30 protein-coding genes are annotated in these 25,923 nt (G+C 64.2%); 18 read left to right on the top strand and 12 right to left on the bottom strand.

Translation table 11 applies throughout. The features are described 5' to 3' along the window. Positions 1-11: 11 nt before the first annotated feature. From GPJ75_RS03505 to GPJ75_RS03490, 4 genes are all read left to right on the top strand, one after another. Positions 12-791, top strand: a complete 780-nt coding sequence (locus tag GPJ75_RS03505) for a succinate dehydrogenase iron-sulfur subunit (protein WP_163265197.1) — start codon at positions 12-14, stop codon at positions 789-791. 88 nt (positions 792-879) lie between these two features. Further along, complete coding sequence (msrA, locus tag GPJ75_RS03500) at positions 880-1,515, top strand: peptide-methionine (S)-S-oxide reductase MsrA (RefSeq protein WP_163265195.1); 636 nt, start codon at positions 880-882, stop codon at positions 1,513-1,515. 54 nt (positions 1,516-1,569) lie between these two features. After that, positions 1,570-1,773, top strand: a complete 204-nt coding sequence (locus tag GPJ75_RS03495; protein WP_163265193.1) for a DUF302 domain-containing protein — start codon at positions 1,570-1,572, stop codon at positions 1,771-1,773. Then, positions 1,746-2,003: a DUF302 domain-containing protein gene (locus GPJ75_RS03490; RefSeq protein ID WP_163265831.1), complete on the top strand. Its 258-nt coding sequence runs from the start codon at positions 1,746-1,748 to the stop codon at positions 2,001-2,003. Before GPJ75_RS03495 ends, GPJ75_RS03490 begins: the two co-directional genes overlap by 28 nt. Before the next feature lie 2 nt (positions 2,004-2,005). Here GPJ75_RS03490 and GPJ75_RS03485 read toward each other — a convergent pair whose 3' ends face one another. From GPJ75_RS03485 to GPJ75_RS03475, 3 genes are all read right to left on the bottom strand, one after another. Beyond that, a complete protein-coding gene (locus GPJ75_RS03485; RefSeq protein WP_163265191.1) occupies positions 2,006-3,127 on the bottom strand; it encodes a Leu/Phe/Val dehydrogenase in 1,122 nt (373 codons plus the stop codon). A gap of 241 nt (positions 3,128-3,368) precedes the next feature. Continuing rightward, positions 3,369-3,806, bottom strand: coding sequence for an OsmC family protein (locus GPJ75_RS03480; protein ID WP_163265189.1), 438 nt, complete (start codon positions 3,804-3,806; stop codon positions 3,369-3,371). 23 nt (positions 3,807-3,829) lie between these two features. Further along, positions 3,830-5,077: a ubiquinone biosynthesis hydroxylase gene (locus tag GPJ75_RS03475; protein WP_163265187.1), complete on the bottom strand. Its 1,248-nt coding sequence runs from the start codon at positions 5,075-5,077 to the stop codon at positions 3,830-3,832. A gap of 94 nt (positions 5,078-5,171) precedes the next feature. Between GPJ75_RS03475 and tesB the strand changes: the two genes are divergently transcribed. The 8 genes from tesB to GPJ75_RS03435 all read left to right on the top strand — a co-directional run bounded on the left by tesB (position 5,172) and on the right by GPJ75_RS03435 (position 14,140). Next, the gene (gene tesB, locus GPJ75_RS03470; protein ID WP_163265185.1) at positions 5,172-6,038 is read left to right on the top strand and encodes an acyl-CoA thioesterase II; all 867 of its coding nucleotides are present in this window, start codon (positions 5,172-5,174) and stop codon (positions 6,036-6,038) included. Between the two features lie 219 nt (positions 6,039-6,257). After that, positions 6,258-6,596 (top strand): P-II family nitrogen regulator, encoded by a 339-nt coding sequence (locus GPJ75_RS03465; protein WP_159587595.1) that lies wholly within the window; start codon positions 6,258-6,260, stop codon positions 6,594-6,596. Positions 6,597-6,625: 29 nt separating this feature from the next. After that, positions 6,626-7,990 (top strand): ammonium transporter, encoded by a 1,365-nt coding sequence (locus GPJ75_RS03460; protein WP_163265183.1) that lies wholly within the window; start codon positions 6,626-6,628, stop codon positions 7,988-7,990. A 240-nt stretch (positions 7,991-8,230) separates the two neighbouring features. After that, on the top strand, positions 8,231-10,720 hold the full coding sequence (locus tag GPJ75_RS03455; protein ID WP_163265181.1) for a DNA translocase FtsK: 2,490 nt from the start codon (positions 8,231-8,233) through the stop codon (positions 10,718-10,720). Positions 10,721-10,831: 111 nt separating this feature from the next. Further along, positions 10,832-11,482: an outer membrane lipoprotein carrier protein LolA gene (locus GPJ75_RS03450; protein ID WP_163265179.1), complete on the top strand. Its 651-nt coding sequence runs from the start codon at positions 10,832-10,834 to the stop codon at positions 11,480-11,482. 180 nt (positions 11,483-11,662) lie between these two features. Then, positions 11,663-12,463, top strand: coding sequence for an exodeoxyribonuclease III (xth, locus tag GPJ75_RS03445; protein ID WP_163265177.1), 801 nt, complete (start codon positions 11,663-11,665; stop codon positions 12,461-12,463). 135 nt (positions 12,464-12,598) lie between these two features. Next, entirely contained in the window at positions 12,599-13,363 is a 765-nt protein-coding gene (locus tag GPJ75_RS03440; RefSeq protein WP_163265175.1) for a DUF1223 domain-containing protein, read from the top strand. Positions 13,364-13,753: 390 nt separating this feature from the next. Beyond that, positions 13,754-14,140, top strand: a complete 387-nt coding sequence (locus GPJ75_RS03435; protein ID WP_163265173.1) for a DUF2794 domain-containing protein — start codon at positions 13,754-13,756, stop codon at positions 14,138-14,140. Positions 14,141-14,244: 104 nt separating this feature from the next. On the opposite strand, the gene GPJ75_RS03430 is transcribed toward GPJ75_RS03435, so the two are convergent. The 4 genes from GPJ75_RS03430 to GPJ75_RS03415 all read right to left on the bottom strand — a co-directional run bounded on the left by GPJ75_RS03430 (position 14,245) and on the right by GPJ75_RS03415 (position 19,137). Then, positions 14,245-14,814 (bottom strand): GNAT family N-acetyltransferase, encoded by a 570-nt coding sequence (locus GPJ75_RS03430; protein ID WP_163265171.1) that lies wholly within the window; start codon positions 14,812-14,814, stop codon positions 14,245-14,247. A 102-nt stretch (positions 14,815-14,916) separates the two neighbouring features. Continuing rightward, positions 14,917-15,648 carry a Bax inhibitor-1/YccA family protein gene (locus GPJ75_RS03425; RefSeq protein ID WP_163265169.1) on the bottom strand — a complete coding sequence of 244 codons (732 nt, stop codon included), beginning with the start codon at positions 15,646-15,648 and terminating at the stop codon, positions 14,917-14,919. Between the two features lie 165 nt (positions 15,649-15,813). Beyond that, the gene (locus GPJ75_RS03420; RefSeq protein WP_246248912.1) at positions 15,814-18,333 is read right to left on the bottom strand and encodes an ABC transporter permease; all 2,520 of its coding nucleotides are present in this window, start codon (positions 18,331-18,333) and stop codon (positions 15,814-15,816) included. 105 nt (positions 18,334-18,438) lie between these two features. Beyond that, positions 18,439-19,137 carry an ABC transporter ATP-binding protein gene (locus tag GPJ75_RS03415; protein WP_163265165.1) on the bottom strand — a complete coding sequence of 233 codons (699 nt, stop codon included), beginning with the start codon at positions 19,135-19,137 and terminating at the stop codon, positions 18,439-18,441. Positions 19,138-19,200: 63 nt separating this feature from the next. Between GPJ75_RS03415 and GPJ75_RS03410 the strand changes: the two genes are divergently transcribed. Continuing rightward, on the top strand, positions 19,201-19,881 hold the full coding sequence (locus GPJ75_RS03410; RefSeq protein WP_205602458.1) for an arylesterase: 681 nt from the start codon (positions 19,201-19,203) through the stop codon (positions 19,879-19,881). A gap of 82 nt (positions 19,882-19,963) precedes the next feature. Next, positions 19,964-20,563 (top strand): RNA 2',3'-cyclic phosphodiesterase, encoded by a 600-nt coding sequence (gene thpR / locus GPJ75_RS03405; protein WP_163265163.1) that lies wholly within the window; start codon positions 19,964-19,966, stop codon positions 20,561-20,563. Here thpR and GPJ75_RS03400 read toward each other — a convergent pair. Further along, positions 20,464-21,006 carry a low molecular weight protein-tyrosine-phosphatase gene (locus tag GPJ75_RS03400; protein WP_163265161.1) on the bottom strand — a complete coding sequence of 181 codons (543 nt, stop codon included), beginning with the start codon at positions 21,004-21,006 and terminating at the stop codon, positions 20,464-20,466. The genes thpR and GPJ75_RS03400 overlap by 100 nt on opposite strands. Positions 21,007-21,035: 29 nt before the next feature. Here GPJ75_RS03400 and GPJ75_RS03395 point away from each other — a divergent pair, with 29 nt between their 5' ends. The 4 genes from GPJ75_RS03395 to GPJ75_RS03380 all read left to right on the top strand — a co-directional run bounded on the left by GPJ75_RS03395 (position 21,036) and on the right by GPJ75_RS03380 (position 23,886). Continuing rightward, positions 21,036-21,332, top strand: a complete 297-nt coding sequence (locus tag GPJ75_RS03395; RefSeq protein WP_163265159.1) for a 4a-hydroxytetrahydrobiopterin dehydratase — start codon at positions 21,036-21,038, stop codon at positions 21,330-21,332. A gap of 67 nt (positions 21,333-21,399) precedes the next feature. Next, positions 21,400-21,768, top strand: coding sequence for a YkvA family protein (locus GPJ75_RS03390; RefSeq protein ID WP_163265157.1), 369 nt, complete (start codon positions 21,400-21,402; stop codon positions 21,766-21,768). A gap of 247 nt (positions 21,769-22,015) precedes the next feature. Next, entirely contained in the window at positions 22,016-22,516 is a 501-nt protein-coding gene (locus tag GPJ75_RS03385) for an invasion associated locus B family protein (protein ID WP_163265155.1), read from the top strand. Between the two features lie 149 nt (positions 22,517-22,665). Further along, positions 22,666-23,886, top strand: a complete 1,221-nt coding sequence (locus GPJ75_RS03380; protein ID WP_163265153.1) for an argininosuccinate synthase — start codon at positions 22,666-22,668, stop codon at positions 23,884-23,886. Positions 23,887-23,921: 35 nt separating this feature from the next. On the opposite strand, the gene GPJ75_RS03375 is transcribed toward GPJ75_RS03380, so the two are convergent. The 4 genes from GPJ75_RS03375 to GPJ75_RS03360 all read right to left on the bottom strand — a co-directional run bounded on the left by GPJ75_RS03375 (position 23,922) and on the right by GPJ75_RS03360 (position 25,883). Further along, positions 23,922-24,626 (bottom strand): helix-turn-helix transcriptional regulator, encoded by a 705-nt coding sequence (locus GPJ75_RS03375; protein WP_159587579.1) that lies wholly within the window; start codon positions 24,624-24,626, stop codon positions 23,922-23,924. 12 nt (positions 24,627-24,638) lie between these two features. Continuing rightward, positions 24,639-25,007: a VOC family protein gene (locus tag GPJ75_RS03370; protein ID WP_163265151.1), complete on the bottom strand. Its 369-nt coding sequence runs from the start codon at positions 25,005-25,007 to the stop codon at positions 24,639-24,641. Between the two features lie 95 nt (positions 25,008-25,102). Beyond that, complete coding sequence (locus GPJ75_RS03365; RefSeq protein WP_163265149.1) at positions 25,103-25,690, bottom strand: DJ-1/PfpI family protein; 588 nt, start codon at positions 25,688-25,690, stop codon at positions 25,103-25,105. Positions 25,691-25,718: 28 nt separating this feature from the next. Next, complete coding sequence (locus GPJ75_RS03360; protein ID WP_163265147.1) at positions 25,719-25,883, bottom strand: hypothetical protein; 165 nt, start codon at positions 25,881-25,883, stop codon at positions 25,719-25,721. Positions 25,884-25,923: the final 40 nt, after the last annotated feature.

Here is a 25,923-nt window from a genome sequence, read left to right as displayed (position 1 = left end):
CCGAGGAAAACATGGTTGAAATCACGCTTCCCAAGAACTCCAAGGTCAAAGAGGGCAAAGTCTGGCCGAAGCCCGAAGGCGCGACCAATCTGCGCCAGTATCGGGTCTACCGCTGGTCGCCGGATGATACCGAAAACCCGCGCGTCGACACCTACTATGTCGACATGGACGATTGCGGGCCGATGGTGCTCGACGCGCTCATCTGGATCAAGAACAAGATCGATCCGACGCTCACCTTCCGCCGCTCCTGCCGCGAGGGCATCTGCGGTTCGTGCGCGATGAACATCGACGGCGCCAACACGCTCGCCTGCACCAAGGGCATGGACGAGATCAACGACGCGGTGAAGGTCTACCCGCTGCCGCATATGGCGGTGGTGAAGGACCTGGTGCCGGACCTCTCCGTGCCCTATGCTCAGCTTTCCTCCATCGAGCCGTGGCTGCAGACGGTGACGCCGGAGCCGGCCAAGGAGTGGCTTCAAAGCCACGAGGACCGGGCCAAGCTCGACGGGCTCTACGAGTGCATCCTGTGCTTCTGCTGCCAGACCTCGTGCCCCAGCTACTGGTGGAACGGCGAGCGCTACCTGGGTCCGGCGGTGCTGCTGCAGGCCTACCGCTGGCTCATCGATTCGCGCGACGAGGCCACGGGCGAGCGGCTCGATAACCTGGAAGACCCTTTCCGGCTCTACCGCTGCCACACCATCATGAACTGCACGCAGGCCTGCCCCAAGGGGCTGAATCCGGCCAAGGCGATTGCCGAGATCAAGAAGATGATGGTGGAGCGGCGGGTCTGACTTGCTGCTCACGCAAGCGTGTAGCGGATTGAATTTGCAATCGCCGCCCGGTGGAGTAGGTCTCGCCCTGAAAAAGGGGAAACCTGTCATGATCCGAATTGCTGCTGCAGCTGCGCTTTTCCTCGCTGCGTCCCTAGCCAATCCCGCCACGGCGGAAACGAAGACAGCCATCTTTGCCGGTGGCTGCTTCTGGTGCGTCGAAGCGGACTTCGACAAGGTTCAGGGGGTGCTTTCCACCGTCTCCGGCTATACTGGCGGCAAGACGGAAAATCCCAGCTACCGCAATTATGAATCCGGCGGCCATCGCGAGGCGGTGGAGATTGAGTATGACGACAGCCAGGTAAGCTACGAGCATCTTCTGGATGTCTTCTTCCATTCCGTCGATCCCACCGACGCCGGTGGCCAGTTCTGCGACCGCGGTCACGGCTACACCACGGCGATCTACGTGCTCGACGATGCGCAGAAAAAGGCGGCGGAGGAAGCCAAGCAAGCGGCTGAGACCGAGCTGGGCCAGCCCGTGGCAACGCCGATCGTGCCCGCGCCGGCCTTCTGGCCGGCGGAGGACTATCATCAAAACTATTATCGAAGCGATGAGCGCGTCCTCACGCGCTTCGGTTTCGTCACCAAGGCGAACGCCTACAACGGCTACCGCGAAGGCTGCGGGCGCGACCGGCGCTTGCAAGAGGTGTGGGGAGAGACAGCTTTACGCGGCATCGCAAAGTAGCGTACGCCGTTGCGGCGTGGGCATGGGGCGTGTCATGACCGGAGGGAGTTTCACATGCGCACCATACTTGCCGCCGCGGCCCTCTTGGCCGGTGCCGCTGTCGCCCAAGCCGCCGAGGGGTGGATCGTGCTGGACAGTCCGCACGATGTGAGCATCACCGCCGATCGTCTTGAAACAATCATCGACAACAGCCCTGCAACGCTGGTCGCCCGCATCGATCATCAGGCCTACTGGAGCTCGCACCGGCCACCGTCCTGATCTTCGGCAACCCGCAAGTCGGCACGCCCATCATGCAGGCCGCGCCGGAAGCCGCCTTCGATCTGCCCATCCGCGTGCTCGTATGGGACGACGGGGGGCAGACGCGCGTTGGCTATCTCTCGCCCGAAGCGTTGCAGGAGCGTTACGGCATTTCTGGCGCCGATGAGGCGCTGGACGCTATGGCGAAGGCACTCGACACCATCACCGAAAAGGCTGTCCAGGCGAAGTAGGGTTATGCGGCGGCGGCGGTTCTTATACGCTCCATGGCGATCTCGGCGGCGACATCGTTGGTCGGCCGTCCCTGCGCCTGTGCGCGGGTGAAGATATCGCTCAGTGTTTTCGGGATCTGCGCAACCTTGGCCATCGCCGCGGCACGATTGTAGCCACCGGGCGCCAGTTCGGCGGCTACGTTGATAAGACCGCCCGCATTGATGACGTAATCCGGGGCGTAGAGGATGCCGCTCTCCATCAAGAGCCGGGCGTCCTCATGCCGGACAAGCTGGTTGTTAGCAGAGCCGGCGACGATCTCGGCCTTCAGTAAAGGGATCGTCTCGCGCGAGATCACACCGCCCAGCGCACAGGGGGCGAAGATATCCGCTTCGGCGGAGAGGATGGAGTCGGGCGCCAGCGCCGCCGCACCGAACGCTCTCTTTGCCTCTTCGACGCGCGCTGTGTCGATATCGGTAACGATCAGTGCGGCGCCCTCTTCGTGCAGATCCTCACACAGCGACCAGCCGACGGAGCCGAGGCCCTGCACGGCGATGTCTACCCCCTTCAGGCTCTCGGTGCCCCGGCGGTGCTTGAGCGCCGCCTTGATGCCGAGAAAGACGCCATACGCCGTCACAGGCGAAGGATTGCCGCTGCCGCTCTTGGTGCCGACCACGTTGGGCGCGCGCGTACGCAGGAAATCCGCGTCCGCCAGTGTGAGGCCGACATCCTCGGCCGTGAAGAACTGGCCCTCGAGCGCTGCCAGCATATCCGCATAGGACGACAGCAGAGACGGCGTTTTCTCCGTCTTGGGATCGGCGATGATGACCGCCTTGCCGCCGCCGAAGGGCGTGCCGGCGATGGCGGATTTGTAGGTCATGCCGCGTGACAAGCGCAGCGCGTCCGTGAGCCCGGCCTCGAAGCTTTCGTGCGGCCAGACACGCGTGCCGCCGAGCGCCGGGCCCAGCACGGTATTGTGGATGGCAACGATGGCGGTAAGCCCGCTTTCATCGTCACGGCCAAGCCAGATGCGCTCGTGACTGTCGTATGCGGGAAGGAGGGCGGCATCCGCTGTGATGTCGGAGATGGACAGTGTGGACTTGCCGGCGGGCTTCTTCAGCGTCCTCGGTTCACGAACATGCAGCATGGCATTCCTCCGGAACGACTCGTCTGCATATAAATGTAGGCCTGTCGGCGGATTTTTGGTTGCGAAATAAAGCCTTGCCGCGACCGACCATTGCGTTCGCGGCAAGAAACCATCGCAAAACTGTCGCTCAGCATCGGCCCGAAAATCGGAATCGATTTTCGGAAAGCACGATGCGTGGATTCAATACGCTACAGCGCCCTTTGTGCGTCCGAAAGAACGCACGGCGCTGTAGGTGCCGAGTTCAGGCAAACTTCGCCTCAAGGGTGATGTCGATGGCCCCGAGCGCCTTGGATACCGGGCAGATTTCCTTCGCCTTGGCGGCGATCTCCTTGAATTTGTCTTCCTCCATCCCCGGCACTTTGCCGATCATCGTGATGGCGCTCGAGCGGATCTCGAAGCCGCCGCCCTCGGCCGGCTGCAGGTCGACCTCGGCCTTGGAATAAAGCGTCTCGGGGGGCGTGCCGTTCTCGGCCAGCATATGGGCAAGCTGCATGGCGATGCAACTCGCATGTGCCGCGGCGATCAGCTCCTCCGGGTTGGTGCCGGCCTTTCCGGTCTCGTCCTCAAAGCGGGCCTTGAAGCTGATCGGCAGGTCGCCGATGGCCTGGCTCTGGGTGTCGAGCCTGCCGGAGCCTTCGGTAAGCGATCCCTTCCAGATGGCATTCGCGTGACGCTTCATCCTTCGTCTCCTTGTGTTTGCGCTCAGATTGCCTCGCCCTGGAGCAGGCGCGGCGCGGAACCGGACAGGCCGGAGGCCTGGCGGACGAAAAAGCTCTTCATGCCGGGCATGCGGTCCACCAGACCCAGACCGATGTCGCGCACCGCCCTGAGCGGCGCGATATCGTTGGAGAAAAGGCGGTTCAGCACGTCCGTCGTCACCCCCATCTGCACCGTATCGAAGCGGCGCCAGCGTTCGTATCGCTGCAGCACGTCGAGCGCCCCGATGTCTTCGCCCAGCCTGTCCGCTTCAACCACCACCTGCGCAAGCGCGGCGGCGTCTCTGAAGCCGAGATTGAGGCCCTGGCCGGCAATGGGGTGGATGCCGTGGGCGGCATCGCCGGCAAGTGCAAAACGCGGGCGCACGAAGTCGCGCGCCAGAGTCAGGCCCAGAGGCCACGCGCGGCGCGGCCCCTCGACCCGGATCTCACCGAGCTTGAGGCCGAAGCGTTGCTCGAGTTCATGCTCGAAGACGAGATCGTCTTCGGCCACCAGCCGCTCGGCGTCCTTCGTGCGCTCGGTCCACACGATGGAGGAGCGGTTGCCCTTGAGCGGCAGCGTGGCGAAGGGGCCGGCGGGCAGGAAATGCTCTTCCGCGCGGCCCTCGTGCGGACGCTCGTGCGCAACGGTACAGACGATGCCCGACTGGCCGTATTCCCAGTTCAGCGTGCGGATGCCGGCCATGTTGCGCAGGCGCGATTTCACCCCGTCGGCGGCGATCAGAAGACGCGTGCGCAGCCCGGCGCCGTCCCCAAGGCGAATAACGATTTCGGCCGGCTCCGTCTCAAACCCCTCGACCGCCACACCCTGCACGATATCGACCCCCAACTCACCGGCGCGTCGGCGCAGCGCACCGGTAAGATCGCGGTTCATGACCATATGAGCGAAGGGTTCACCGGGCGCGGCCTCGCCGCCGAAGGTCAGGAAGACCGGGCGCACCGGATCGGACGTGCGCGAATCGGTGATGACCATATCGACGATCGGCTGGGCTTCCGGCGCGATCTCATCCCAGCAGCCGAGCCGGCGCAGCATGCGCGCCGCCGCCGCCGCTATGGCCGAGGCACGGCCGTCACGCTGCCAAACGCCCTCGGGCGCGGCATCGACGACCAGTACCTTCAAGCCCGGCCGCGCCTGGACGAGCGAAACGGCGATAGCCAGCCCCACATAGCCGGCACCTGCAATCACCACATCGAGGCGGTCGGAGAAGCGCTCGCCCTTGTTTTTGCCGGCCATGGGTTTTCCTCCGTGGTACATTGCTGCCTTGACTTGCGCCTCGCCCTTCGGTTTGTCACCGCTACCGCAACGCTACCAGAGGGGTCCAGTCCACATGTCGTCGGCCATGCAGGCGCTCCTCGACATACTTAATCTCGAGGCGCTCGAACACAACCTGTTTCGCGGTCGCAGCCCGCAAGTGGGCTGGCAGCGTGTATTCGGCGGGCAGGTGATCGGCCAAGCACTGGTTGCCGCGCAGCGCACCGTGGCCGAGAACCGCCACGTGCATTCCCTGCATTGCTATTTCATGCGTCCGGGGGACCCGGCAGTGCCCATCATATACGAGGTGGACCGGATCCGCGACGGCGGCAGTTTCGCCACAAGACGCGTCGTCGCCATCCAGCATGGCCATGCCATCTTCTCGCTTTCCGCCTCCTTCCAGGTCGACGAGGCGGGGCTGGAGCATCAACTGCCGATGCCGGAAGAGGTTCCCGCGCCAGAGACGCTGCGCCCGCAGCGGGAGTTCCTCGCAACCTTCGGCGACCAAGTGCCGGAAAACATCCGCCGCTATTGGGAGCGCGAGCGCCCGGTGGAGATCCGCCCCGTCCATATTAAGCACTACACGACGCACGATAAGCTGCCGCCCTTCCAGGATGTGTGGCTGCGGGCGACGGGCCCGGTGCCCGAGGACCGCGCCATCCAGGCGGCAGTGCTCGCCTATCTGTCCGACATGACGTTGCTCGACACCTCCACCTTCGCTCACGGACGTTCGGTCTTCGATCCCGAGCTGCAGATGGCCAGTCTCGATCATGCTATGTGGTTCCACCGGCCGCATCCGCTCGACGATTGGCTGCTCTACACCCAGGACAGTCCTTCTTCGGGTGGCGCCCGGGGGTTTTCTCGCGGCAGCATCTACTCGCGTGAAGGCACGCTTATCGCTTCCGTGGCCCAAGAGGGACTCGTGCGTCTGCGCAAAAAATAGGCAATTTTGAGTTTTTGCCTAGTTTTTGACCTGCTCCTCTGTGAATAGACCACCTGCCGCTTCTGTCACGGCCGATTTTCCTCAACGATTTAAGAGGTTTGAGTGCGATGTCACGCAATTGGCACGGCACTTGAATCACCTTTGCCACTGTCGGCTGCCTTTTGGCGCGTCGGCGGCACATGCAACGCGGTCCATCCGCAGAGGCAGGGGTGAAACCTGATGAAACTCGTCATGGCAATCATAAAGCCGTTCAAGCTGGAGGCGGTGCGTGAAGCGCTGACCGAGCTTGGCATTCAGGGGCTGACCGTCACCGAGGTTAAGGGCTACGGGCGGCAGAAGGGGCACACGGAAATCTATCGCGGCGCCGAATATGCGGTGAGCTTCCTGCCGAAGGTCAAGGTGGAGGTGGCGGTGGACGACGATACGGCCGACAAGGCCGTCGATGCCATCACGACCGCCGCCAAGACCGGCCAGATCGGCGACGGCAAGATCTTCGTCCACAACATCGAGAAAGCCGTGCGCATCCGCACCGGCGAGACCGACGCCGACGCGCTGTGAGCGACTCCGGCCTTTTCAGGGAGAGTAAAATGAGATTTCCGAACAACGCTTTCGCAAGATGCGCGTCCGGGGCGGGCGCGCTTGCACTGGCAGCCTTTGCGGCCCTGCCGGCTTTGGCGCAGGAGGCGGCCGAGGAAGCTGCCGAAGCGGCAACCGTCATGGACAAGGGCGACGTTGCCTGGATGATGACGGCAAGCCTGCTCGTGCTCTTCATGACCATGCCGGGCCTGGCACTATTCTATGGCGGCCTCGTGCGCACCAAGAACGCGCTTTCCGTCCTCATGCAGTGCACCATGATCGCCGCCGTGGTGATGGTCGTGTGGGTGCTGTGGGGCTACTCCTTCGCCTTCGGCGGCGGCACCAGCCCGTTCTGGGGCGGATTCGGCAAGCTGTTCCTGGCCGGTGTCACCGCTGATTCGGAGGCGGCCACCTTCACCGACGGCGTGGTCATCCCCGAATATGTGTTCATCGTCTTCCAGATGACCTTCGCCGTCATCACGCCGGCGCTGATCGTCGGTGCCTTCGCCGAACGCATCAAGTTCTCGGCGGTGATGCTGTTCACCATCTTGTGGGTGACCTTCGTCTATTTCCCGATCGCACACATGGTGTGGGACGGCAGCGGCTATCTCTTCAACCTTGGCGCGCTCGATTTCGCCGGCGGCACGGTCGTCCACATCAATGCGGGCATCGCGGCCCTGGTCGGCTGCATCCTGGTCGGCAGGCGCAACGGCTATGGCAAAGAGATCCTGGCCCCGCACTCCATGACGCTCACCATGGTGGGCGGCTCGATCCTGTGGGTCGGCTGGTTCGGCTTCAATGCCGGCTCCAATCTGGAAGCCAATGGCGGCGCGGCGCTTGCGATGATCAACACTTTCACGGCGACGGCAGGCGCGATTGTCGGCTGGAGCGTGATCGAGGCGCTGCATCGCGGCAAAGCTTCCATGCTGGGCGCAGTCTCGGGTCTGGTGGCGGGTCTGGTTGCAGTCACGCCGGCGTGCGGCACGGTTGGCCCGGTCGGCGCCATCGTGCTCGGCGCGATTGCCAGCGCCGTCTGCTACTTCTTCGTGGCGGTCGTGAAGAACAAGTTTGGCTATGACGACAGCCTGGATGTGTTCGGCATCCACGGCATCGGCGGCATCGTCGGCGCGCTCGGCACGGGCATCTTCACCGCGCCGTGGCTCGGCGGTACGGGTGGCGAGGACTTCTCCATCGCCTCGCAGGTGTGGGTGCAGTTTGTCGCCGTCCTCGTGACCGTCCTGTGGTGCGGCATCATCTCGGCGATCCTCTACAAGGTCGTCGATGCTATCGTCGGCCTGCGCCCAACGCCAGAAGCCGAGACCCAGGGTCTCGACCTCACCTCGCACGGCGAGGCGGCCTACCACTACACCACGTAGTTCCGGCTGCATCTTCCTTCCCGAGATGCCACAAGGCCCGGCGCAAGCCGGGCCTCATTTTTTTAGGGGACCAAGACTGTAAGGCGGTCGGAGTGCCACCCCGCTGCCTTGCTCCTGTATTCTCCCATTTCCTCGCCACTCCCATGGTTAATGCAGCCTTAACCTTCCCCCGTCTAGGTTAGGCCCGGTGTCGGAGCGCGCGCGAGCGCGTCATCTATGACTGTGGACGGGGAAATGCGAATGAGTTCCGGTTCTTCCGCGGCGTTTGCCATGCATGACGGCGGTTTCGGGGTGCACGGCTTCTTACGGAGGCAAGCGGCGCGCGGGCTTGGGCTGTTGACGTTGGCGCTCGTTGCCTTCTGCCTGGCGAGCCTTGCCACGTGGAACGTCGCCGATCCGAGCTTCAGCTATGCGACTGATAACCCGGTGACCAACGCCATGGGCTATCCTGGCGCGGTCTACTCCGACATCGCCATGCAGTTTTTCGGCCTCGCGTCGGTGGCGGGCCTCGTGCCGGCTGTCTTCTGGGGCATCTTCCTCTTTGCTGCGCGCGGCATCGACAGGCCCTGGCGACGCTCCGCCGCCTGGTTTGGCGGCAGCGTGTTGGCTGCCGGCGTGGCCGGCTGCATGACTCCGCCGGAGACGTGGCCGCTGCCCACCGGGCTCGGCGGCGTTTTCGGCGATGTGGTTCTGGCCGCCCCCGCCATGCTCAGCGGTGCTTATCCGCAGGGCTGGTTCGGCATCGTGGTGGCGGGGCTGCTCGCCGCGCCCGCCGTATGGCTGACCCTTTACGGCGCCGGCATCTTCGGCCGCTCCGCGCCCCCCGCACCCGCCGCCGAGCCGGAGGTCGACACCTTCGACGACATCGACGAAGACGAGGAGGATGGCGGCTTCGTCGCGCTCGGTGTGCTTGTGCACTGGTGGCTGTCGGTGCGCGCCTTCTGGCGTCGCCGCTTTGCCGTGCATGTCGACCCCCTGGCGCCGGAGTTCGACACTCCGATGCCCAAGCCGGCAGCGATGGACGATGCGCGCATCGAGCCCGATTTCGACGCTGGCGGCTTCGGCGCCGAACCGTTCGACGGTCTTTCCATCGCGCCCGAGCCGACAGGCCCGTCAGCGCAGCAGCCCGCGGCGCGCGTGGGCAACCCCGCGCCCCGCCCGGCACCCGGCGCGCGCGTGCGCCGCGAGGCACAGCCCTCGTTTCTCGATTCTGGCGAGTTCACGCTTCCCGCCCTGCATCTTCTGGCCGAACCCAAGGCCGCGGCCAAGGACGCGACCCTCTCCAAGGAAGCGCTGGAGCAGAATGCGCGGCTTCTGGAAGGGGTCCTGGAAGATTTCGGCGTCAAGGGTGAGATCATCCATGTCCGGCCCGGCCCCGTCGTCACGCTCTACGAGCTGGAACCTGCACCGGGCATCAAGTCCTCGCGCGTTATCGGCCTTGCCGATGACATCGCCCGCTCGATGAGCGCGATCGCCGCGCGCGTTGCCGTGGTGCCTGGGCGCAACGCCATCGGCATCGAATTGCCCAACGCGACCCGCGAGATGGTGTTCCTGCGCGAGCTTCTGGCCAGTCGCGAGTTCGAGACCACCAAGACGAAGCTGGCGCTAGGCCTGGGCAAGACCATCAACGGCAGCGCCGTGATCGCCGACCTCGCCAAGATGCCGCACCTGCTCGTCGCCGGTACCACCGGCTCGGGCAAGTCGGTCGCCATCAACACGATGATCCTGTCGCTGCTCTACCGCATGACGCCGGAGGAATGCCGCCTGATCATGATCGACCCGAAGATGCTCGAGCTTTCCGTCTATGACGGCATCCCGCATCTTCTCACCCCCGTCGTCACCGACCCGAAGAAGGCGGTGGTGGCGCTGAAATGGACAGTGCGGGAGATGGAGGACCGCTACCGCAAGATGTCCAAGGTGGGCGTGCGCAACATCGAGGGTTTCAACCAGCGCGTCGCCCAGGCCCAGAAGAAGGGCCAGACGATCACCCGCACGGTGCAGACCGGGTTCGACCGCGAGACCGGCGAGGCGATCTACGAGACCGAGGACCTGGATCTGGACCCGATGCCCTTCATCGTCGTCATCATCGACGAGATGGCGGATCTCATGATGGTCGCCGGCAAGGATATCGAGGGCGCGGTGCAGCGCCTGGCGCAGATGGCGCGCGCTGCCGGCATCCACGTCATCATGGCCACCCAGCGCCCGTCGGTCGACGTGATCACGGGCACCATCAAGGCCAATTTCCCGACCCGCATCTCCTTCCAGGTCACCTCCAAGATCGACAGTCGCACCATCCTGGGTGAGCAGGGCGCTGAGCAGCTCCTGGGCATGGGTGATATGCTCTATATGGCCGGTGGCGGGCGCATCCAGCGCGTGCACGGCCCCTTCGTCTCGGACACGGAAGTGGAGCAGATCGTCGCACATCTGAAAACCCAGGGCGCGCCGGACTATCTTGATGCCGTGACGGAAGACGACGGCGACGATCCCCCCGGGGGCAGCGGTGGCGATGTCGGCAATCTGGGCGATTCGGAAGACCCGTACGACCAGGCGGTCGCCGTGGTCCTGCGCGACGGCAAGGCTTCGACGAGCTATATCCAGCGGCGGTTGGGCATCGGCTACAACCGCGCCGCCTCCATCATCGAGCGTATGGAGCAGGAAGGCATCGTCGGCCCGGCCAACCACGCCGGCAAGCGCGAGATCCTCGTGCCGACGGAAGAAGAGGACGTCTGAGAGCCGAAGGCTGCGCGCGACGCCGGGACGTTCAGGCCCGGAGCCCAATTTCGGCCCAGTTGAGGCGATAGCGTCTCGTCAAATGACAAATCGTTTCGGAGTGCAGAAAGCATGGCCATTCCAGCCAAGCGCAACACCGCCGCCCCCCGCCCGAGGTCTCGCCCCTTGGCCGCCCTCCTCGCTCTTGCCCTGGGTGTTCTGACGGCCGGCGCGGCGCAGGCAGCGGCGGATTCAGCCGAGCGCATAGCCGCGCATTTCTCCAGCGTGCGTACGATGACCGGCGAATTCGTGCAGTTCGGTCCCCGTGGCGAACAGACCGGCGGCAAGTTCTACATCGAGCGGCCTGGAAAGCTCCGCTTCGACTATGAGGGTTCGGCTGGTTTTCGGGTTGTCTCCGACGGAACAACCGTGGTGGTACGGAACAAGAGGATGAACACCGCGGACGTCTATCCGCTGTCGCAAACGCCTTTAAAGCTGCTCCTCGACGAGCGTATCGATCTTTCCGGCGAAAAGGTGCAGAGCGTCCAGGAGGACGAGGATCTGACGACCATCAGGCTGGCCGACCGGAAGTTGTTCGGCAGCTCGACCATCACCATGATGTTCGATGCCGGTTCCTACGAGCTGCGCCAGTGGACCATCACCGATGCCCAGGGCAAGGATACGACGGTGATGATCTATAACGTGCAAGCGGGCGTCACCTTCGATCCCAGCGTGTTTGAGATCGATTACCGCCGTGTCAACGAGCTGAACCGCGGCCGTTGATGACAGCACCGCGCTTGCCATCGGCTCGTCCGGCGCGCTAGACCGGATCATCGGTTCAGGGAATCGATTATCCGATCTAGGCTTTTGCTTGTCGCAATTTCGGAGGGAAAACCGGTTTCCACTTTTCCTGGAATTGCGCTATTGCCGCTCTGTCCGAAGAAGCTGCAAGCCGAGCGCCGAATGCCCCTCAAGATCGCCACCTGGAACATCAATTCCGTTCGCCTGCGCCTGCCGCTGGTGCAGCGCTTTCTGGAAGAACAGCAGCCGGACGTCCTGTGCCTGCAGGAGACCAAGTGCCCGGACGACCAGTTCCCGCTGGCCGCCTTCCGCAAGCTCGGTTACGGGCACATCGAGATCCATGGCCAGAAGGGCTATCACGGCGTGGCGACAATCTCGCGCCGGCCCATGCGGCTAGTGGAAAAGCGCGGCTTCTGCGGCATCGTTGACAGCCGGCACGTCTCGACCATGCTGGATGTGGAGGGAAGGCGCATCCTCTTGCACAATTTCTACGTCCCGGCTGGCGGCGACGAGCCGGACCCTGAGATCAACACCAAGTTCCGCCACAAGCTCGACTTCATCGAGGAAATGCACGCGGTGCGCCCCGCCGAGGACGCCGATACGGCGACGGTTCTGGTAGGCGACCTCAATATCGCCCCGCTGGAGACGGACGTGTGGTCACACAAGCAACTCCTGAACGTCGTGAGCCACACGCCGGTTGAGACCGAGGGGCTGGACAATCTGCGTGACAAGGGAGGCTGGATCGACCTCGTGCGCACGCATGTCCCGCCGGAGGAAAAGCTCTTTACCTGGTGGAGCTACCGCGCCAAGGACTGGGACCAATCCGACCGCGGACGACGGCTCGATCATATCTGGGCCTCCGCCAACCTCGCGCCGGCGCTGCGGCGCATCGAGGTCCTGCGCGAGGCGCGCAGCTGGGAGCGCCCTTCCGATCACGTACCGGTGATCGCCGAGCTAGGCTGAAGCACCAGAGCCTCACCGCAACGTGACTTCCCAAGGAAGCCCGGCAGCCGCTACGCTGCATGAATGCTGAAAGACGGCGGAGCCGGCACCTTGCCGTGCGACTGGGGTAGACACGGACCGACAGGCGAAAAGGATATGCGAACCTCTCCCGCGCGCATCCATGTGAGCGCGATGAAGCTGATCATCCTCCTTCTGGCGCTTATAGCGCCGTTCCACGTGCAGGCTGCGGAGAGGCCTGCGGGAGTGGTCGAGCTTTTCACCAGCCAGGGCTGCAGCTCTTGCCCGCCTGCGGACGCGCTGCTGGCGGAGCTGGCTGAGCGGGATGATGTGGTGGCGCTTGCCTACCACGTCGACTATTGGGACTATCTTGGCTGGAAGGACGAACTGGCCACACCGGAAAATACCGCCCGGCAGCGCGCCTACGGAGAGACGTTCGACCGCTCGGTCTACACCCCGCAGGCAGTTGTCAACGGGCGGCGGGATATCGTCGGCTCGCACCGTAAGGATGTTTATGCAGCTATCGACAAGGGATCGGAAGATGCCGCGGCGCTGAGTGTCGATGTCGACATCTCCTCCAGCGACGGGAGCGTCTTTGTCGATGTCGGCACCGCGGCGAAAGCGGCCCCGGCCGACGCGCACATCGTCATCGTCTACTACCAGCCACGTCAAGTGGTTTCGATCGGCGGCGGCGAGAACCGCGGGCAATCGATCGACTACCGCAACATCGTCACCAGCTTCCAGACCATCGGCATGTGGCACGGACGTTCCATGCGCCTCGAGTTGCCGAAGAGCGAGATCATGAAGAATGGCGGCCGCTGCGCGGTGCTGCTTCAAACCTTCGATGCCGAAGGGCGGCCCGGCGCAATTTTGGGTGCCGCAGATGCCGCCGAAAGCTGGTAATCGCCCACACGTTCCTGCAAGGAAAAAACGCCGGTACGGCGCTAGCCTGTACCGGCGCTGATCCAGTTCGGGATCGTTGCCTTTGCGAGATTGGCGCAAGAGCACCAGAGTTGGTTCGATCCGGCTACGACACCGTGGGCGGGGGGGCTTGGGGTACGGCGCCGCCTCCGGATCGAACCGTCTCAGGCAACACAGGAATGCTGGCTTCAAAATCAGGCGGGAGCTTGGAAAGAAGACGGCGAGAATAAGGCAGACGATCACCAAATCCGACAGGGCGTTTTGTGTTCGTGAAAGAAAGATGGCGCACCATCCCGGGCAAACGGGGTTGCATTTCCCGGCGCGGCGCGCCAACTTTCTTGTCATAAACCGTCATGAGGGTGCGAACTGAACATGACTGACTTTGCAAGCGCCGGGGAGGACGGCGACGATTCCGGAGTTCTCGTCCGGCTCAGCGAGGCGCGGCGGGCACGGCTTGAACTGCCGGTGACCTTCGAGCGTCGCGAGCTGGACCAGATACTGCGCCTCTACGGGCAGATGGTGGCCACCGGCGAGTGGCGTGATTACGCCATCGACCACCTGAGAGACAGAGCGGTATTCTCCGTCTTCCGCCGCACCAGCGAGGTGCCGCTGTTCCAGATCGTCAAAACACCCAAACTCGCCCGCAAACAGGGTGCCTACAGTGTCATCGCCACCACCGGCGCCATTCTGAAACGCGGACATGAGTTGAGCCGAGTGCTGACGGTGTTCGACCGCAAGCTCAAACTCGTGCGGGCGTGAGCGATACCTGGAGCAATTCCAGGAAAAGTGGAAACCGGCTTCCCTCCGGAATGCGGCCAGCCAAGGTTGATCGGATCATCGTTTCACGGAATCGATGATGCGATCTAACGCCCTTCTCGGAACAGCCTCTCGGGTAGAGATTCAGCATCCGGCGGTCTTGTCGCGCCGCCGTTGAGTTCGAGCTGCATGAAGACTGTGTCCAGCCAGCGGCCATGTTTGTAGCCGCTGCCTTCCAGAACGCCGGCATGGCGGAAGCCAAGGGCCTCATGCAGCCGTACGGATGCGCTCTCCGGTGAGCCGTCGCCGATGACGGCGGCAATCTGCCTGAAACCCAGTTTCCGGCATTCCTCGATCAGCGCCTTTACCAACTGCCGGCCGATGCCGCGTCCCTGTGCCTGCGGCGCGATATAGACGGAATCCTCGACCATGAAGCGATAGGCGCGGCGCGGACGAAACGGCCCGGCATAGGCATAGCCGAGCACCCGTCCTTCCACCTCTGCCACCAGATAGGGATAGCCGCGGGAGACCAGCGCCTCGTGCCGCGAGGCCATCTCCTCCTCTCCCGGCGGCTCCAGCTCGTAGCTCGCCGTGCCGCTTTCAACGGCGTGGGCGTAGATCTGTGTGATGGCGGGAATGTCGGCGGATACCGAAGGGCGAATGGTGATAGCGGTCATCGGCGGTTCGTTCGGTGTGGTTTCCATCTTCATGGCAGGATACCGGGCAAAAGAAAAGGCGGCTCGAAAGCCGCCTTTTCTTGATCGTTCCAGTTCTATCCGTTACTCGCGATTGCCGAGGAACTGCAGCAGGAACATGAACAGGTTGATGAAATCGAGGTAGAGCCTGAGCGCGCCCATGATGGCCTTGCGGCCGGCCACAAGCTGGTCGTCGCCCTCGTAATACATTTCCTTGATCTGCTGCGTGTCGTAGGCCGTCAGACCCGCAAAGATCAGCACGCCGATCACCGAGATGGCGAACTGCAGTGCCGAAGATGCCAAGAAGATATTGACGATCATGGCGATGATGATGCCGACGAGCCCCATGAAGAGGAAGGAGCCCATGCCGGAAAGATCACGCTTCGTCGTGTAGCCCCACAGCGACAGCGCGCCGAAGGAGGCGGCCGTGATGAAGAAAGTCCGCACGATGCTCTCGCCGGTGAAGACGAGGAAGATCGATGACAACGAAAGGCCCATGAGGGCCGCGAAGACCCAGAAGCTCGTCTGTGCCGCAGATACGCTCATCTTGTGGATGCGCGCACTCAGGAAGAAAACGAGGCCTAGCGGAGCGAGCATGACCACCCAGCGCAGCGGACTTCCATACATCACCTGTGCGAACGCCGGGTTCGTCATCGCCATTTGTGCGGTGCCCCATGCCGCAAGACCGGTGATGCCCAGCCCGAGAGCCATGAGGTTGTAAACCCGGATCATATAGGCGCGCAGGCCCTCGTCGATGGCCGCGTCCGCGCGTGCGCCGGTCGCCACGCGGGCCTGGTAATTGCGAAGGTCAGCCATTGTTTCCTCTTTCTCGCTACTCTCCCGTCGGGTGTCGGCCACACAGCCGCTCGCCGCTGGCGGGAGTCCAGCATGCGTCGTTCAAATATGATGTCTGTTCGCGACAAGAGCAAGACCTTCAGCAGCGGAAAAGCGCACGCTGCAGAAGGCCGACCCCTTTCTATCTCACAGGTTCCGCAACACCGGCGCAGCCTTGTGGCCGAGCACGCGCCATGTGCCGACGAGCCCGAAGCCAACCGTCAACACCAAGGCAATGACGACGGTCGACAACGCCACCTCTGGCAGGAAGCTCCAGGGAAGCGTCATGATGCGGGTCACCACATACCAGGCCGCCACACCGCCGGCGGCCAGCGCGAAGAGTGCTGTGGCAAGGCCGATCAGGAGGTATTCCAGCGCGAAGGCGGCAATCAGCGTACGCCGCGTCGCCCCCAGCGTCTTCAGAACCACAGCGTCGTGCACGCGGGCGCGGTTGCCCGCCGCGAGTGCTCCGGAGAGAACGAGCACCGAAGCGATGAGCGCCACCGCCGCCGCCGCCCTTATGGCGGTGGCAAGTTGCCCGACGAGCCGGTTCACAACGTCAAGCGCATCCTTCACGCGAACAGTGGTGATGGTGGGAAAGCTGCGCGTGACGGCGTTCAGAAGGCGCGATTCGTCGGCACTCGTGGCGCTGGCGTCGGTCAGCGTCGCCAGCCAGGCGTGGGGCGCGCCCGTAAAGGTGTTGGGAGAGAAGACCATGACGAAGTTCATGGCCAGCGTCTCCCACTCCACCTGGCGGAAGCTGGCAATGCGCGCGGTGACATTGCGGCCGAGCACATTCACCGTCAGGGTGTCGCCGAGCCGCAGGCCGAGCGCGGCGCCCTCCTCCGCGGTGAACGAGACGAGCGGCTCTCCTTCATAGCCGGCCGGCCACCATTCGCCCTGCGTCAGCGTGGCGTTTTCCGGCTTGTTGTCGGAGTAGGTGATGCCGCGGTCGCCGCGAAGCACCCAGCCGCCTTCCGGCGGCACCTCGATGTCGCGCACACTGACGTCGTTGAGCGCGATGATGCGCCCGCGCAGCATCGGCACGCGGATGAGCTTGCCGTCCGGCGCCTGCGCCTCGACCAGCGAAGCGAAATCCTCCACCTGGTCCGCCTGGATATCGACGAAGAAAAAGTTCGGCGCCACCTCCGGCAGGTTGCCGGCGATCTGCCGCCTCAGATTGCCGTCGATCAGCGTAAGGGTGGCGATGAGGGTGAGGCCGAGGCCGAGCGCCAGCACGACCGACGGCGTCAGCGCACCGGGACGATGGATATTGCCGACAGCAAGCCTGAGGGCGGTCGAGCGCACGCGTGGGGCGCGGCGGGCGACGGCCTGCACCGCCCAGCCCACGCCGCGCAGCACCAGGAAGGCGGCAATGGCGGCGGCGACGAAAATCGCGGCGATGCGCCGCTCCTCGGAATAAAGGATGGCGAGAAGGGCAAGTATCGCAGCGATAGCAACTGCCAGCACCACGTAGAAGAGACGCGGCCAGCCCTTGGCGTCGATCCCCATCTCGCGGAACAGCGCCGTCGCCGGCACGTCGCGCGCCCGGCCGAGCGGCAGCAGTGCAAAGGCAAGCGTCGTCAGCACGCCGAACAGCGCGGCAAGCCCGAGCGCGGAAGGATAGATGCCGCCCTCGCTCGGCACCGGCAGGACCGAGGCAAGCGCAGCACCCGCCGCAAAAGGCATCAGCGCGGCGAGCACCAGGCCGGCGCCGATCCCCATCAGGGCGATGATGAGGACCTGCATGAGATAAACCGAGAAAACGAAGCCGCCCGACGCGCCGAGGCTCTTGAAGGTAGCGATGACGGCGCGTTTTCCGTCGAGATAGGCGCGCACCGCGTTGGCCACGCCGACGCCCCCGACCACCAGCGCGGTCAGCCCGACAAGGGTGAGGAACTGTGAGAAGCGCTCGACATTGGCCGACAGCGACGGGGCAGCGTTAAGCCGCGTACGGACGCTCCACCCCGCCTCGGGGAAGCGCTCGCTCGCCTCCTCGCGCAGGGCGCGCAACTCCGCATTGCCGGGATTGCCGTCAAGGCGCAGCTTGTAGGCGTGCTCCACCAGGCTGCCGGGCTGCACGAGACCGGCGGCACCGAGCCCCTCCAGCGAGACCATCAGGCGTGGAGCGAAGCCGAAGCCATCGGAAACGGCATCCGGCTCGGTGACAAGCTCGGCGCGCAGCTCGAACGCCTGCCCGCCGAGCATCAGCCGGTCACCGATGGAAAGCCCCAGCCGGTCGAAAAGAAGCGAAGGCGCGGCCGCGCCGTAGGCGCCATCCGCGAGGCCGAAGAGCGCATCGTGGGAAAGTGCTGGCTCGGTGACAAGCGCCCCGTAGAGCGGATAGGCCTCGTCCACCGCCTTCACCTCGACCAGCGCCTGATCGGAACCATCGGTAAGACGGGCCATGGAGCGCATATTGGCGCTTTCGGCAAGCCGCCCGAGACCCGCCAGCCAGGCGTGTTCGGCCGCGTCGACGCGGCGCTGGTTGAGCTCGAAGCGGATGTCGGCGCCGAGCAATTCCTGGCCCTGCGAGGCGACACCCGCGCTGATGGCGCGAGCGACGGAGTTTACCCCGCCGATAGCCGCCACTCCCAGCGCAATACAGGCAAGAAAGATGAAAAAGCCGGAAAGCCCACCGCGCATCTCGCGCAGGGCGAAGCGCATCGCCAGTTGAGGCCCGGCCCCGCCACGCCTCTCGGCGCGCCCGGCGGAGAGGCTGTCCGTTTTCCCGTCGATGGCCGTGGCGTCGGAGCGAAACATGGGGGCGCCTCAGCCGGCCGAAGCGGGTTCGGGCGCGGCCTCCTCGATCCGGCCGGAGCGCATCGCCACCTGCCGGTCGCAGCGCGCGGCGAGTGCGGGATCGTGGGTCACCAGTGCCAGTGTCGTGCCGCGCTCGCGCGCCGTCTCGAACAACAGATCGACGATCTGCCGCCCCGTCGCCTGGTCAAGATTGCCCGTGGGCTCATCTGCAATCATGATGGCCGGCTCCGGCGCCAGCGCGCGGGCAATCGCCACGCGCTGTTGCTCACCGCCGGAAAGCTCGCCCGGATAGTGGGTCAAACGGTCCTTCAGCCCCACCGCTTCAAGCTCCTTCTCGGCGAGACCGAAGGGATCGTCATGGCCGGCGAGTTCCAGCGGGACGGCGACGTTCTCCAGCGCCGTCATGTTGGGGATGAGGTGAAAAGACTGGAAGACGATGCCGATGGTGCGGCCGCGGAAGGCTGCAACCGCATCCTCGCTCAAGCCGTTGAGCGTCCGGTCGGCAACGCGCACCGTGCCGCTGTCCACCTTCTCCAGCCCGGCGATCACCATCAGCAATGTCGACTTGCCGGAGCCGGAAGGGCCGACAATGGCCGTGGATTGGCCATGTTCGACTGCCAGGCTGACGCCCTTGAGCACGTGGACGGAGGATGCACCCTCACCGAGCGTCAGGGAAACGTTATCCAGATCGATGACGGGTTTGGTCACGGGCGGGGCGTCCTATATGAGAGATGTCGCGGGCGCGGCTTCGGCAGATATGGGTTGAGTTTCATGCTATTCAAACCTTTGGACAAGATTTCCGGTGCTATCGTGTCGCTCACGAAAATGTCATCGGCGCTCATCCTCGTCCTTCTGCTGATGCCCGGTGCGCGGCCGGCGTGGGCCGAGGCCTTCGACATCGTCGGCTTCGGCGATAGTTTGATGGCCGGTTACCAACTGGCACCGGGAGAAGCCTTTCCGGAGAAGCTGGAGACCGCGATGCGTGACAACGGCAACGACGTCACCGTGGCGAATGCCGGCGTCTCCGGCGATACCACCAGCGGCGGCCTGTCACGGCTCGACTGGTCGGTCCCCGAAGGTACGGACCTTGTGATCCTGGAGCTCGGCGCCAACGACATGCTGCGCGGTCTCTCCCCTGCCGCCACGGAAAAAAACCTGGACGAGATCGTTACCCGGCTTCGCCAGCGCGGCATCGACGTGCTGCTCGTCGGCATGTACGCCGCGCCTAATCTGGGGCCGGACTACCAAGAGGCGTTCAACGCCATCTACCCGCGACTGGCGGAAAAACACGACCTGCCGCTGGTCCCGTTCTTCCTTGACGGCGTAGCGGCCAACGGCTCGCTGCTGCTCGAGGACGGTATGCATCCCAACGCAAAGGGTGTGGACCTGATGGTGGAGCGCATACTCCCCCGTGTCGAGGCCCTCGTCGAAGGGGAAAAGCCCAAGATGTGAGCCGCAGGCGCCAGAAAGCGCTTGCCCCGGTGCTCAATCGATGATTCGCTGACGATAGACATAGAGATTCGAGGAGGTTGCCATGCCGCGACTTTTCACCGCCCTCGAGATTCCGCGCGATGCGGCGCTGTCCCTTTCGCTTCTGCGCGGCGGCCTGCCGGGAGCCCGGTGGGTCGATGTCGAGAACTACCACCTCACCCTGCGTTTCATCGGCGATGTCGAAGGCCACGTGGCCGACGAGGTCGCCAACGCCCTCGACCGGGTGCGGCGGCCGGCCTTCTCGCTCACGCTTTCCGGCGTCGGCGCCTTCGGCCAGAAGAAGCCGCACGCGGTATGGGCGGGTGTAGCCGCTTCGCCGGACCTCTATGCCTTGCAAGGCGAAATCGAGCGCATCTGCCAGCGGCTCGGCCTCGCCCCGGATCCGCGCAAGTTCACACCGCATGTAACGCTCGCACGGCTGAAAAGCACGAGCCCCCACGAAGTCGCTGCCTATCTGTCGGCGCGGGGCAATTTCGCTACGGTGCCGTTCCGGGTCGGGCGTTTCGTCCTGATGTCGGCGCGCGATTCGGTCGGCGGCGGACCCTATATCGTCGAGGAAGCCTGGCCGCTGATGCGGGCGGAGCCGTCGCGCTCGGCAAGCCTCGCCACCAGCGCATCGGAAGCTTCGCGGATCGTGCGGTAGACTGCGGCGAAGCCGTCATCCCCGCCGTAATAGGGATCCGGTATTTCCTCCGGCCTGCCGAGCGCATAGTCGAGGAATAGATGGATGCGCTCATGCGCCTCCTTCGGCGCCCGCTGGCGCAGCGCGCCGACGTTGGCGCGGTCCATGGCCAGTATGATATCGAAGCGGGAAAAATCCTCGGGCTCCACCTGGCGCGCCCTTTGCCCGGAAATGTCGAGGCCGAAGCGGCGCGCGGTAGCCACCGACCGTGGATCCGGCGGCGAGCCCGCGTGCCAGGCGCCGGTGCCGGCCGAATCGAGATGGAAAGCATGCTCCAGGCCACGCTCGGAAACGACGGCACGAAAGATGCCTTCCGCCAGCGGCGAACGGCAAATATTGCCGAGGCAAACGAAAAGGATGGCTGTGCGGGCCTGTTCGCCGGCGCGAGGTGTATTATCCTTCATGCCACTACGCGATAGCACGGAGAGGTTTCATGGCAAGGGAGAAACTCGGGAACAAGCAGGTGGAAGAGGCACTGGCGGAACTCGAAGGCTGGAGCCTCGCGCGCGACGGCGCGGCCATTAAGCGGCGCTTCGTCTTCGCCAATTTCAACGAAGCCTTCGGCTTCATGACGCGGGCAGCGCTGGCCGCCGAGAAGCTCGACCATCATCCCGAGTGGTCGAACGTCTACAAGACCGTCGACGTCATCCTCACCACCCACGACGCCGGCGGCCTGACCGAGCTGGACGTCAAGCTGGCGAAGAGGATGAACGCCTTCGCCGCCCGATAGCCGGCCCCATATGGCATTGCATCCGGGCGCCGGCCTTCCCACATCATCCCGGCAAGGAGCGACAGTCATGGACGACGTGAAAATCGGCGAGATCCTTGTTCCCGGCAGCGCCGACGAGCGCAGCCGCGAAGAGGATGTTCGCCGTAAATTTTGGCGCACTGCCAAGAAAGCGGCCCGCCAGGTGCCGTTCATGGAAGATGTGATCGCCGGCTACTATTGCGCGCTTGACCGCGAAACGCCGCCGCGCGTGCGCGGCATCCTGCTCGCCGCACTCGCTTATTTCGTCTTGCCCCTCGACATGGTGCCCGACTTCCTCGCCGGTTTCGGCTTCACGGATGATATGGCTGTTCTGGCAGCAGCGCTCGGCGCCGTGCGCTCGCACATCACCCCCGCCCACCGGCTGGCTGCCAAGCGCGCCCTCGAAGATGCCGAATGAAGGACGGCGGGCATCCGACGCCGCGCTGCCGGGGTCAAACTCTCGCCTTTTTCATCCGATTCAAACTTCTACGTGGGGTGTGAAGCGGCCGGCAGGATCGCTCGGTGAACTCTTTTGAGAAGAGGTGGGCGATATTTCATGCAGCTTCACTCTTTGGTAACCCAGATTAAATAAAAATGAAGCCATCGGGCGTAAGCCTCTGATGTGCTTTACAAACACACGGCAGACAAAGATACGGTCAGGGACAATGCGTGGGATTTTTTCGTCGCTCTTTCTGTTTTGCGCGGTCGCGGCCGCAGGACCGGCCTTCGCGCAGGCGACAGCCGTCGGGCAGCACCGCGACTGGGGCACCTATAGCTACCAGTCTGGTAACGGTAAGGTCTGCTATGTGATGAGCGTGCCGAAGCAGAAGGAACCGTCAAGCCTGGATCACGGCGACATCTTCTTCTTCGTCAGCCAGAAGCCGGGCCAGAACGTCGCCTACGAACCGCAATTCATCGCCGGTTATAGTCTCCAGGAAGGCTCGAAGGTCACGGTGACGGTGGGCGGCCGGTCGTTCAGCATGTTCACGCAGGAAAAGTCGGCGTGGCTGGAGAACGCCGCGGAGGAACCACAGCTCATCGCCGCCATGAAGTCCGGCTCCGACATGACGGTGGCGGCAAAGTCCGGCCGCGGCAACGACACCCGCTACACCTTCTCGCTTCTGGGCATGACGGCAGCGCTCGATTCGATCCAGAACTGCCAGTAGGCGGCGCGGCCGCGCCTGCAGCCTCCAATCGTGGGTTCGCGGAAAGGTCGCTCTTGCGGGGGCGGCTTGCCCCTTTGTCTTTTCCTGATAATAGTGCCCGCGCAAACCGGCCCAGGGCGCGCCGGGCATCCCAATCACCGGAAAAGACCATGGCGAAGCACACAGACGTAAAGAAGGTCGTTCTGGCCTATTCGGGCGGCCTCGACACCTCCATCATCCTCAAATGGTTGCAAACGGAGCTCGGCGCGGAGGTCGTAACCTTCACCGCCGATCTCGGCCAGGGCGACGAGCTTGAGCCGGCGCGCAAGAAGGCCGAGATGCTCGGCATCAAGGACATCCGGATTGTAGACGTTCGCGAAGAGTTCGTCCGCGACTTCGTCTTCCCGATGTTTCGCGCCAACGCGGTCTATGAAGGCATCTACCTGCTCGGCACCTCGATCGCGCGGCCGTTGATCGCCAAGCACCTTGTCGAGATTGCCGCCGAGACCGGCGCCGATGCGGTCGCCCATGGCTCAACCGGCAAGGGCAACGACCAGGTACGCTACGAGCTTTCAGCCTACGCGTTGAACCCCGACATCAAGGTCATCGCGCCCTGGCGCGACTGGGCGTTCAAGTCGCGCACCGACCTCATGAATTTCGCCGAGCAGCACCAGATTCCGGTGCCGAAGGACAAAAAGGGCGAGGCCCCATTCTCGGTCGACGCCAACCTCCTGCACTCATCGTCGGAGGGCAAGGTGCTGGAGGATCCGTGGAGCGAACCCCCGGAATTCGTCCACCAGCGCACCATCTCGCCCATGGAGGCACCGGACAAGGTCATGGAGATCACGCTGCGGTTCAAGTTCGGTGATCCGGTCGCGCTCAACGGGAAAGCCATGTCGCCGGCCACGTTGCTCGCCGCCCTCAACGATCTCGGCCGCGACAACGGCATCGGCCGCATAGACCTAGTGGAGAACCGCTTCGTCGGCATGAAGTCGCGCGGAGTCTACGAGACGCCGGGGGGCACGATCCTTCTTGCCGCCCACCGCGCCATGGAATCGATCACCCTCGACCGGGGTGCGGCGCACCTCAAGGATGAGCTGATGCCGCGCTATGCGGAACTCATCTACAACGGCTTCTGGTTCTCACCCGAGCGCGAGATGCTGCAGGCGGCGATCGACAAGAGCCAGGAAGACGTCGAGGGCGAGGTGCGGCTGAAGCTGTACAAGGGCAACGTCATCGTCACCGGCCGCAAGTCCGACAAGTCGCTCTATTCCGACGCCCTGGTGACCTTCGAGGACGACCGCGGCGCCTACGATCAAAAGGACGCCGAAGGCTTCATCCGCCTCAATGCTCTGCGGTTGAGGACGCTCGCGGCAAGGAAGCGGGGCTAACCGCTTCCTTGCCCTTGCGGAAGGAAGGGCATGCTTCACGCATGCCCGTTGCCTGAGCATTCGCGCAGCTCCAGTTGCCGATAAAAATCCCCGAGCTGCTTGCCGCGCTCCGGCTTGAAGCCGCGCCCGGCCTCTTGCATGACGACGATGCGGTCGATGCGGAAAGCACGGAAATCGTCCCGCAGCTCGCACCAGCCGACCAGCGTCCATACCTTGCCCCAGAACCACAGGCCGAGCGGCCGCACGTCGCGCTGGCTCATGCGCCCAGCCTCGTCGCGGTAGTCGAGGCGAAGTACGCGCCGGCTCTCCACCGCGTGCTCCAGCGCATCGATGGCCTGGCGCTCGGCGTCGCTGATCACCCAGTTGGGTGTGTGGATCTCGGTGCGCGAAATGCGCTCCCGCTCGTTTTCCGGTAGCACTGTGCTGATCTTGATCAGTGCTTCCTCTGCCGCGCGCGCCATGGCAGCGCCGCCGAAGGCGCGCACCATGCGCGCGCCGGCCACCAGCGCCACGATCTCATCGCGCGTGAACATCAGCGGCGGCAGCTCGAAGCCTTCGCGCATCAGGTAGCCGACGCCGGCCTCGCCGTCGATGGGCACGCCCGTCGACTGCAGGTCGGCAATGTCGCGGTAGATGGTGCGCTCGGAGACCTCTAGCCGCTCCGAGAGAAGACGCGCCGTCACAAGCCGTCCGCCGCGCAAATGTTGAACGATCTGAAAGAGCCGGTCCGCACGCCGCATGAAGGCCGCTCCTTACGTAAACAGCCCGAAGCTATTGCCGTCCGGATCGAGACAATACACGAAACGGCCCGCAGGAATAGTGACGACGGGGGAAACTACCTTGCCGCCATTCGCCGTCACCCGCTCCATGGCTTCTTCCAGAGGCGCGGAAACGGCCAGATGGATGGTGATGCCGGTGCCCTCGGAAGCAGGTTTTCCGGGGTAAAGATGGCCAGCGACGGAGTTTTCCTCCTTTGCCGCGAAACGAGCCATCGGGTTTGGCCCTTCCATGTCCGTCAGCTCGTTTTGAAGCACTGCGCCATAGAACTCTCTGGCGCGGCCTATATCGCTCACCGGGATTTCAAACCAAACGGCCGCGTGGGCGGGCAAAAACGGTGTCATCGATCTCTCCTCTTCGGTATGCCGCCAGAGTGGCACACCCCTCCTGACAACATCCCGTCAGGAGCCTGTCAGCGGGCGGGATAAGGATGACGCGATCAGGCCGCGGCGTGCTCGCGCGCGAACAGCTTGCGCATCTCGCCAACCGTCTCGGCGCGTTCGGGAAAAAGCGCCTCCAGGAAGATGGCGGCGAAGGTGCCGGGTGCCGAACCCGGCGCACTGACGATACTGCCGTCACTCACCGCGTGCGGCACGTCCTGATAGGCTTCCGCGCCTGCATAGCCCGGCGCGTGCCTGTCGATCCATTCGCGGCCGTTGCTGGTGTGGTGCCGGCCCTCGAAAAGGCCGGCGCGCGCCAGCCCCAGCGTGCCGGCGCATATGCCGCCGACGACCCCGCCGCGCCCGGCGACCGCCTTGAGAAGCGGCGTCACGTCAGGCGCATCCGGAGACGCCCAGTTGTCCGAACCGATCAGCGCCACGGCGTCGAGATCCTTATTCTCCTGCGGCGCCAACCCACGCTCGCCGGCAAGCTGGAAGCCGGCGATGGAGCGCACGGAGCCTGCTTCGGGCGTAAGCGCGACGGCGCGTGCGCCGAACCACTCGACAGCGGAAGCAGCCAGGAGGCCAAATTCCCAATCGGCGAAGTTCTCGATGAAAACGAGACCGACTGTCTTCGACTGTTCCATGGCACCCTCCTCTTCGGCTCGACGGGGTTCAGCGCTGCCGCGTCGGCCCCGACGGTTGCCAACCGATATCCCTCTGCAGGCTGGGCGGCAAGTCGTTCATGATCCGTTCGGTGAGCTTGCGGCGCCTGCGCCTCTGATAGGCGCTGGCCCAGCGGTGAACGGTGCGCGAGATCGAATAGCGTGTAGCGGTCATGGCCTCTCATCCTCCAACGTGATTGCCGGAGGAGTATCGC

Origin of the sequence: Chelativorans alearensis, from assembly GCF_010993735.1 — a bacterium.
GTDB classification, from domain to species: domain Bacteria; phylum Pseudomonadota; class Alphaproteobacteria; order Rhizobiales; family Rhizobiaceae; genus Chelativorans; species Chelativorans alearense.
This window is presented reverse-complemented; position numbering and strand designations above follow the sequence as displayed.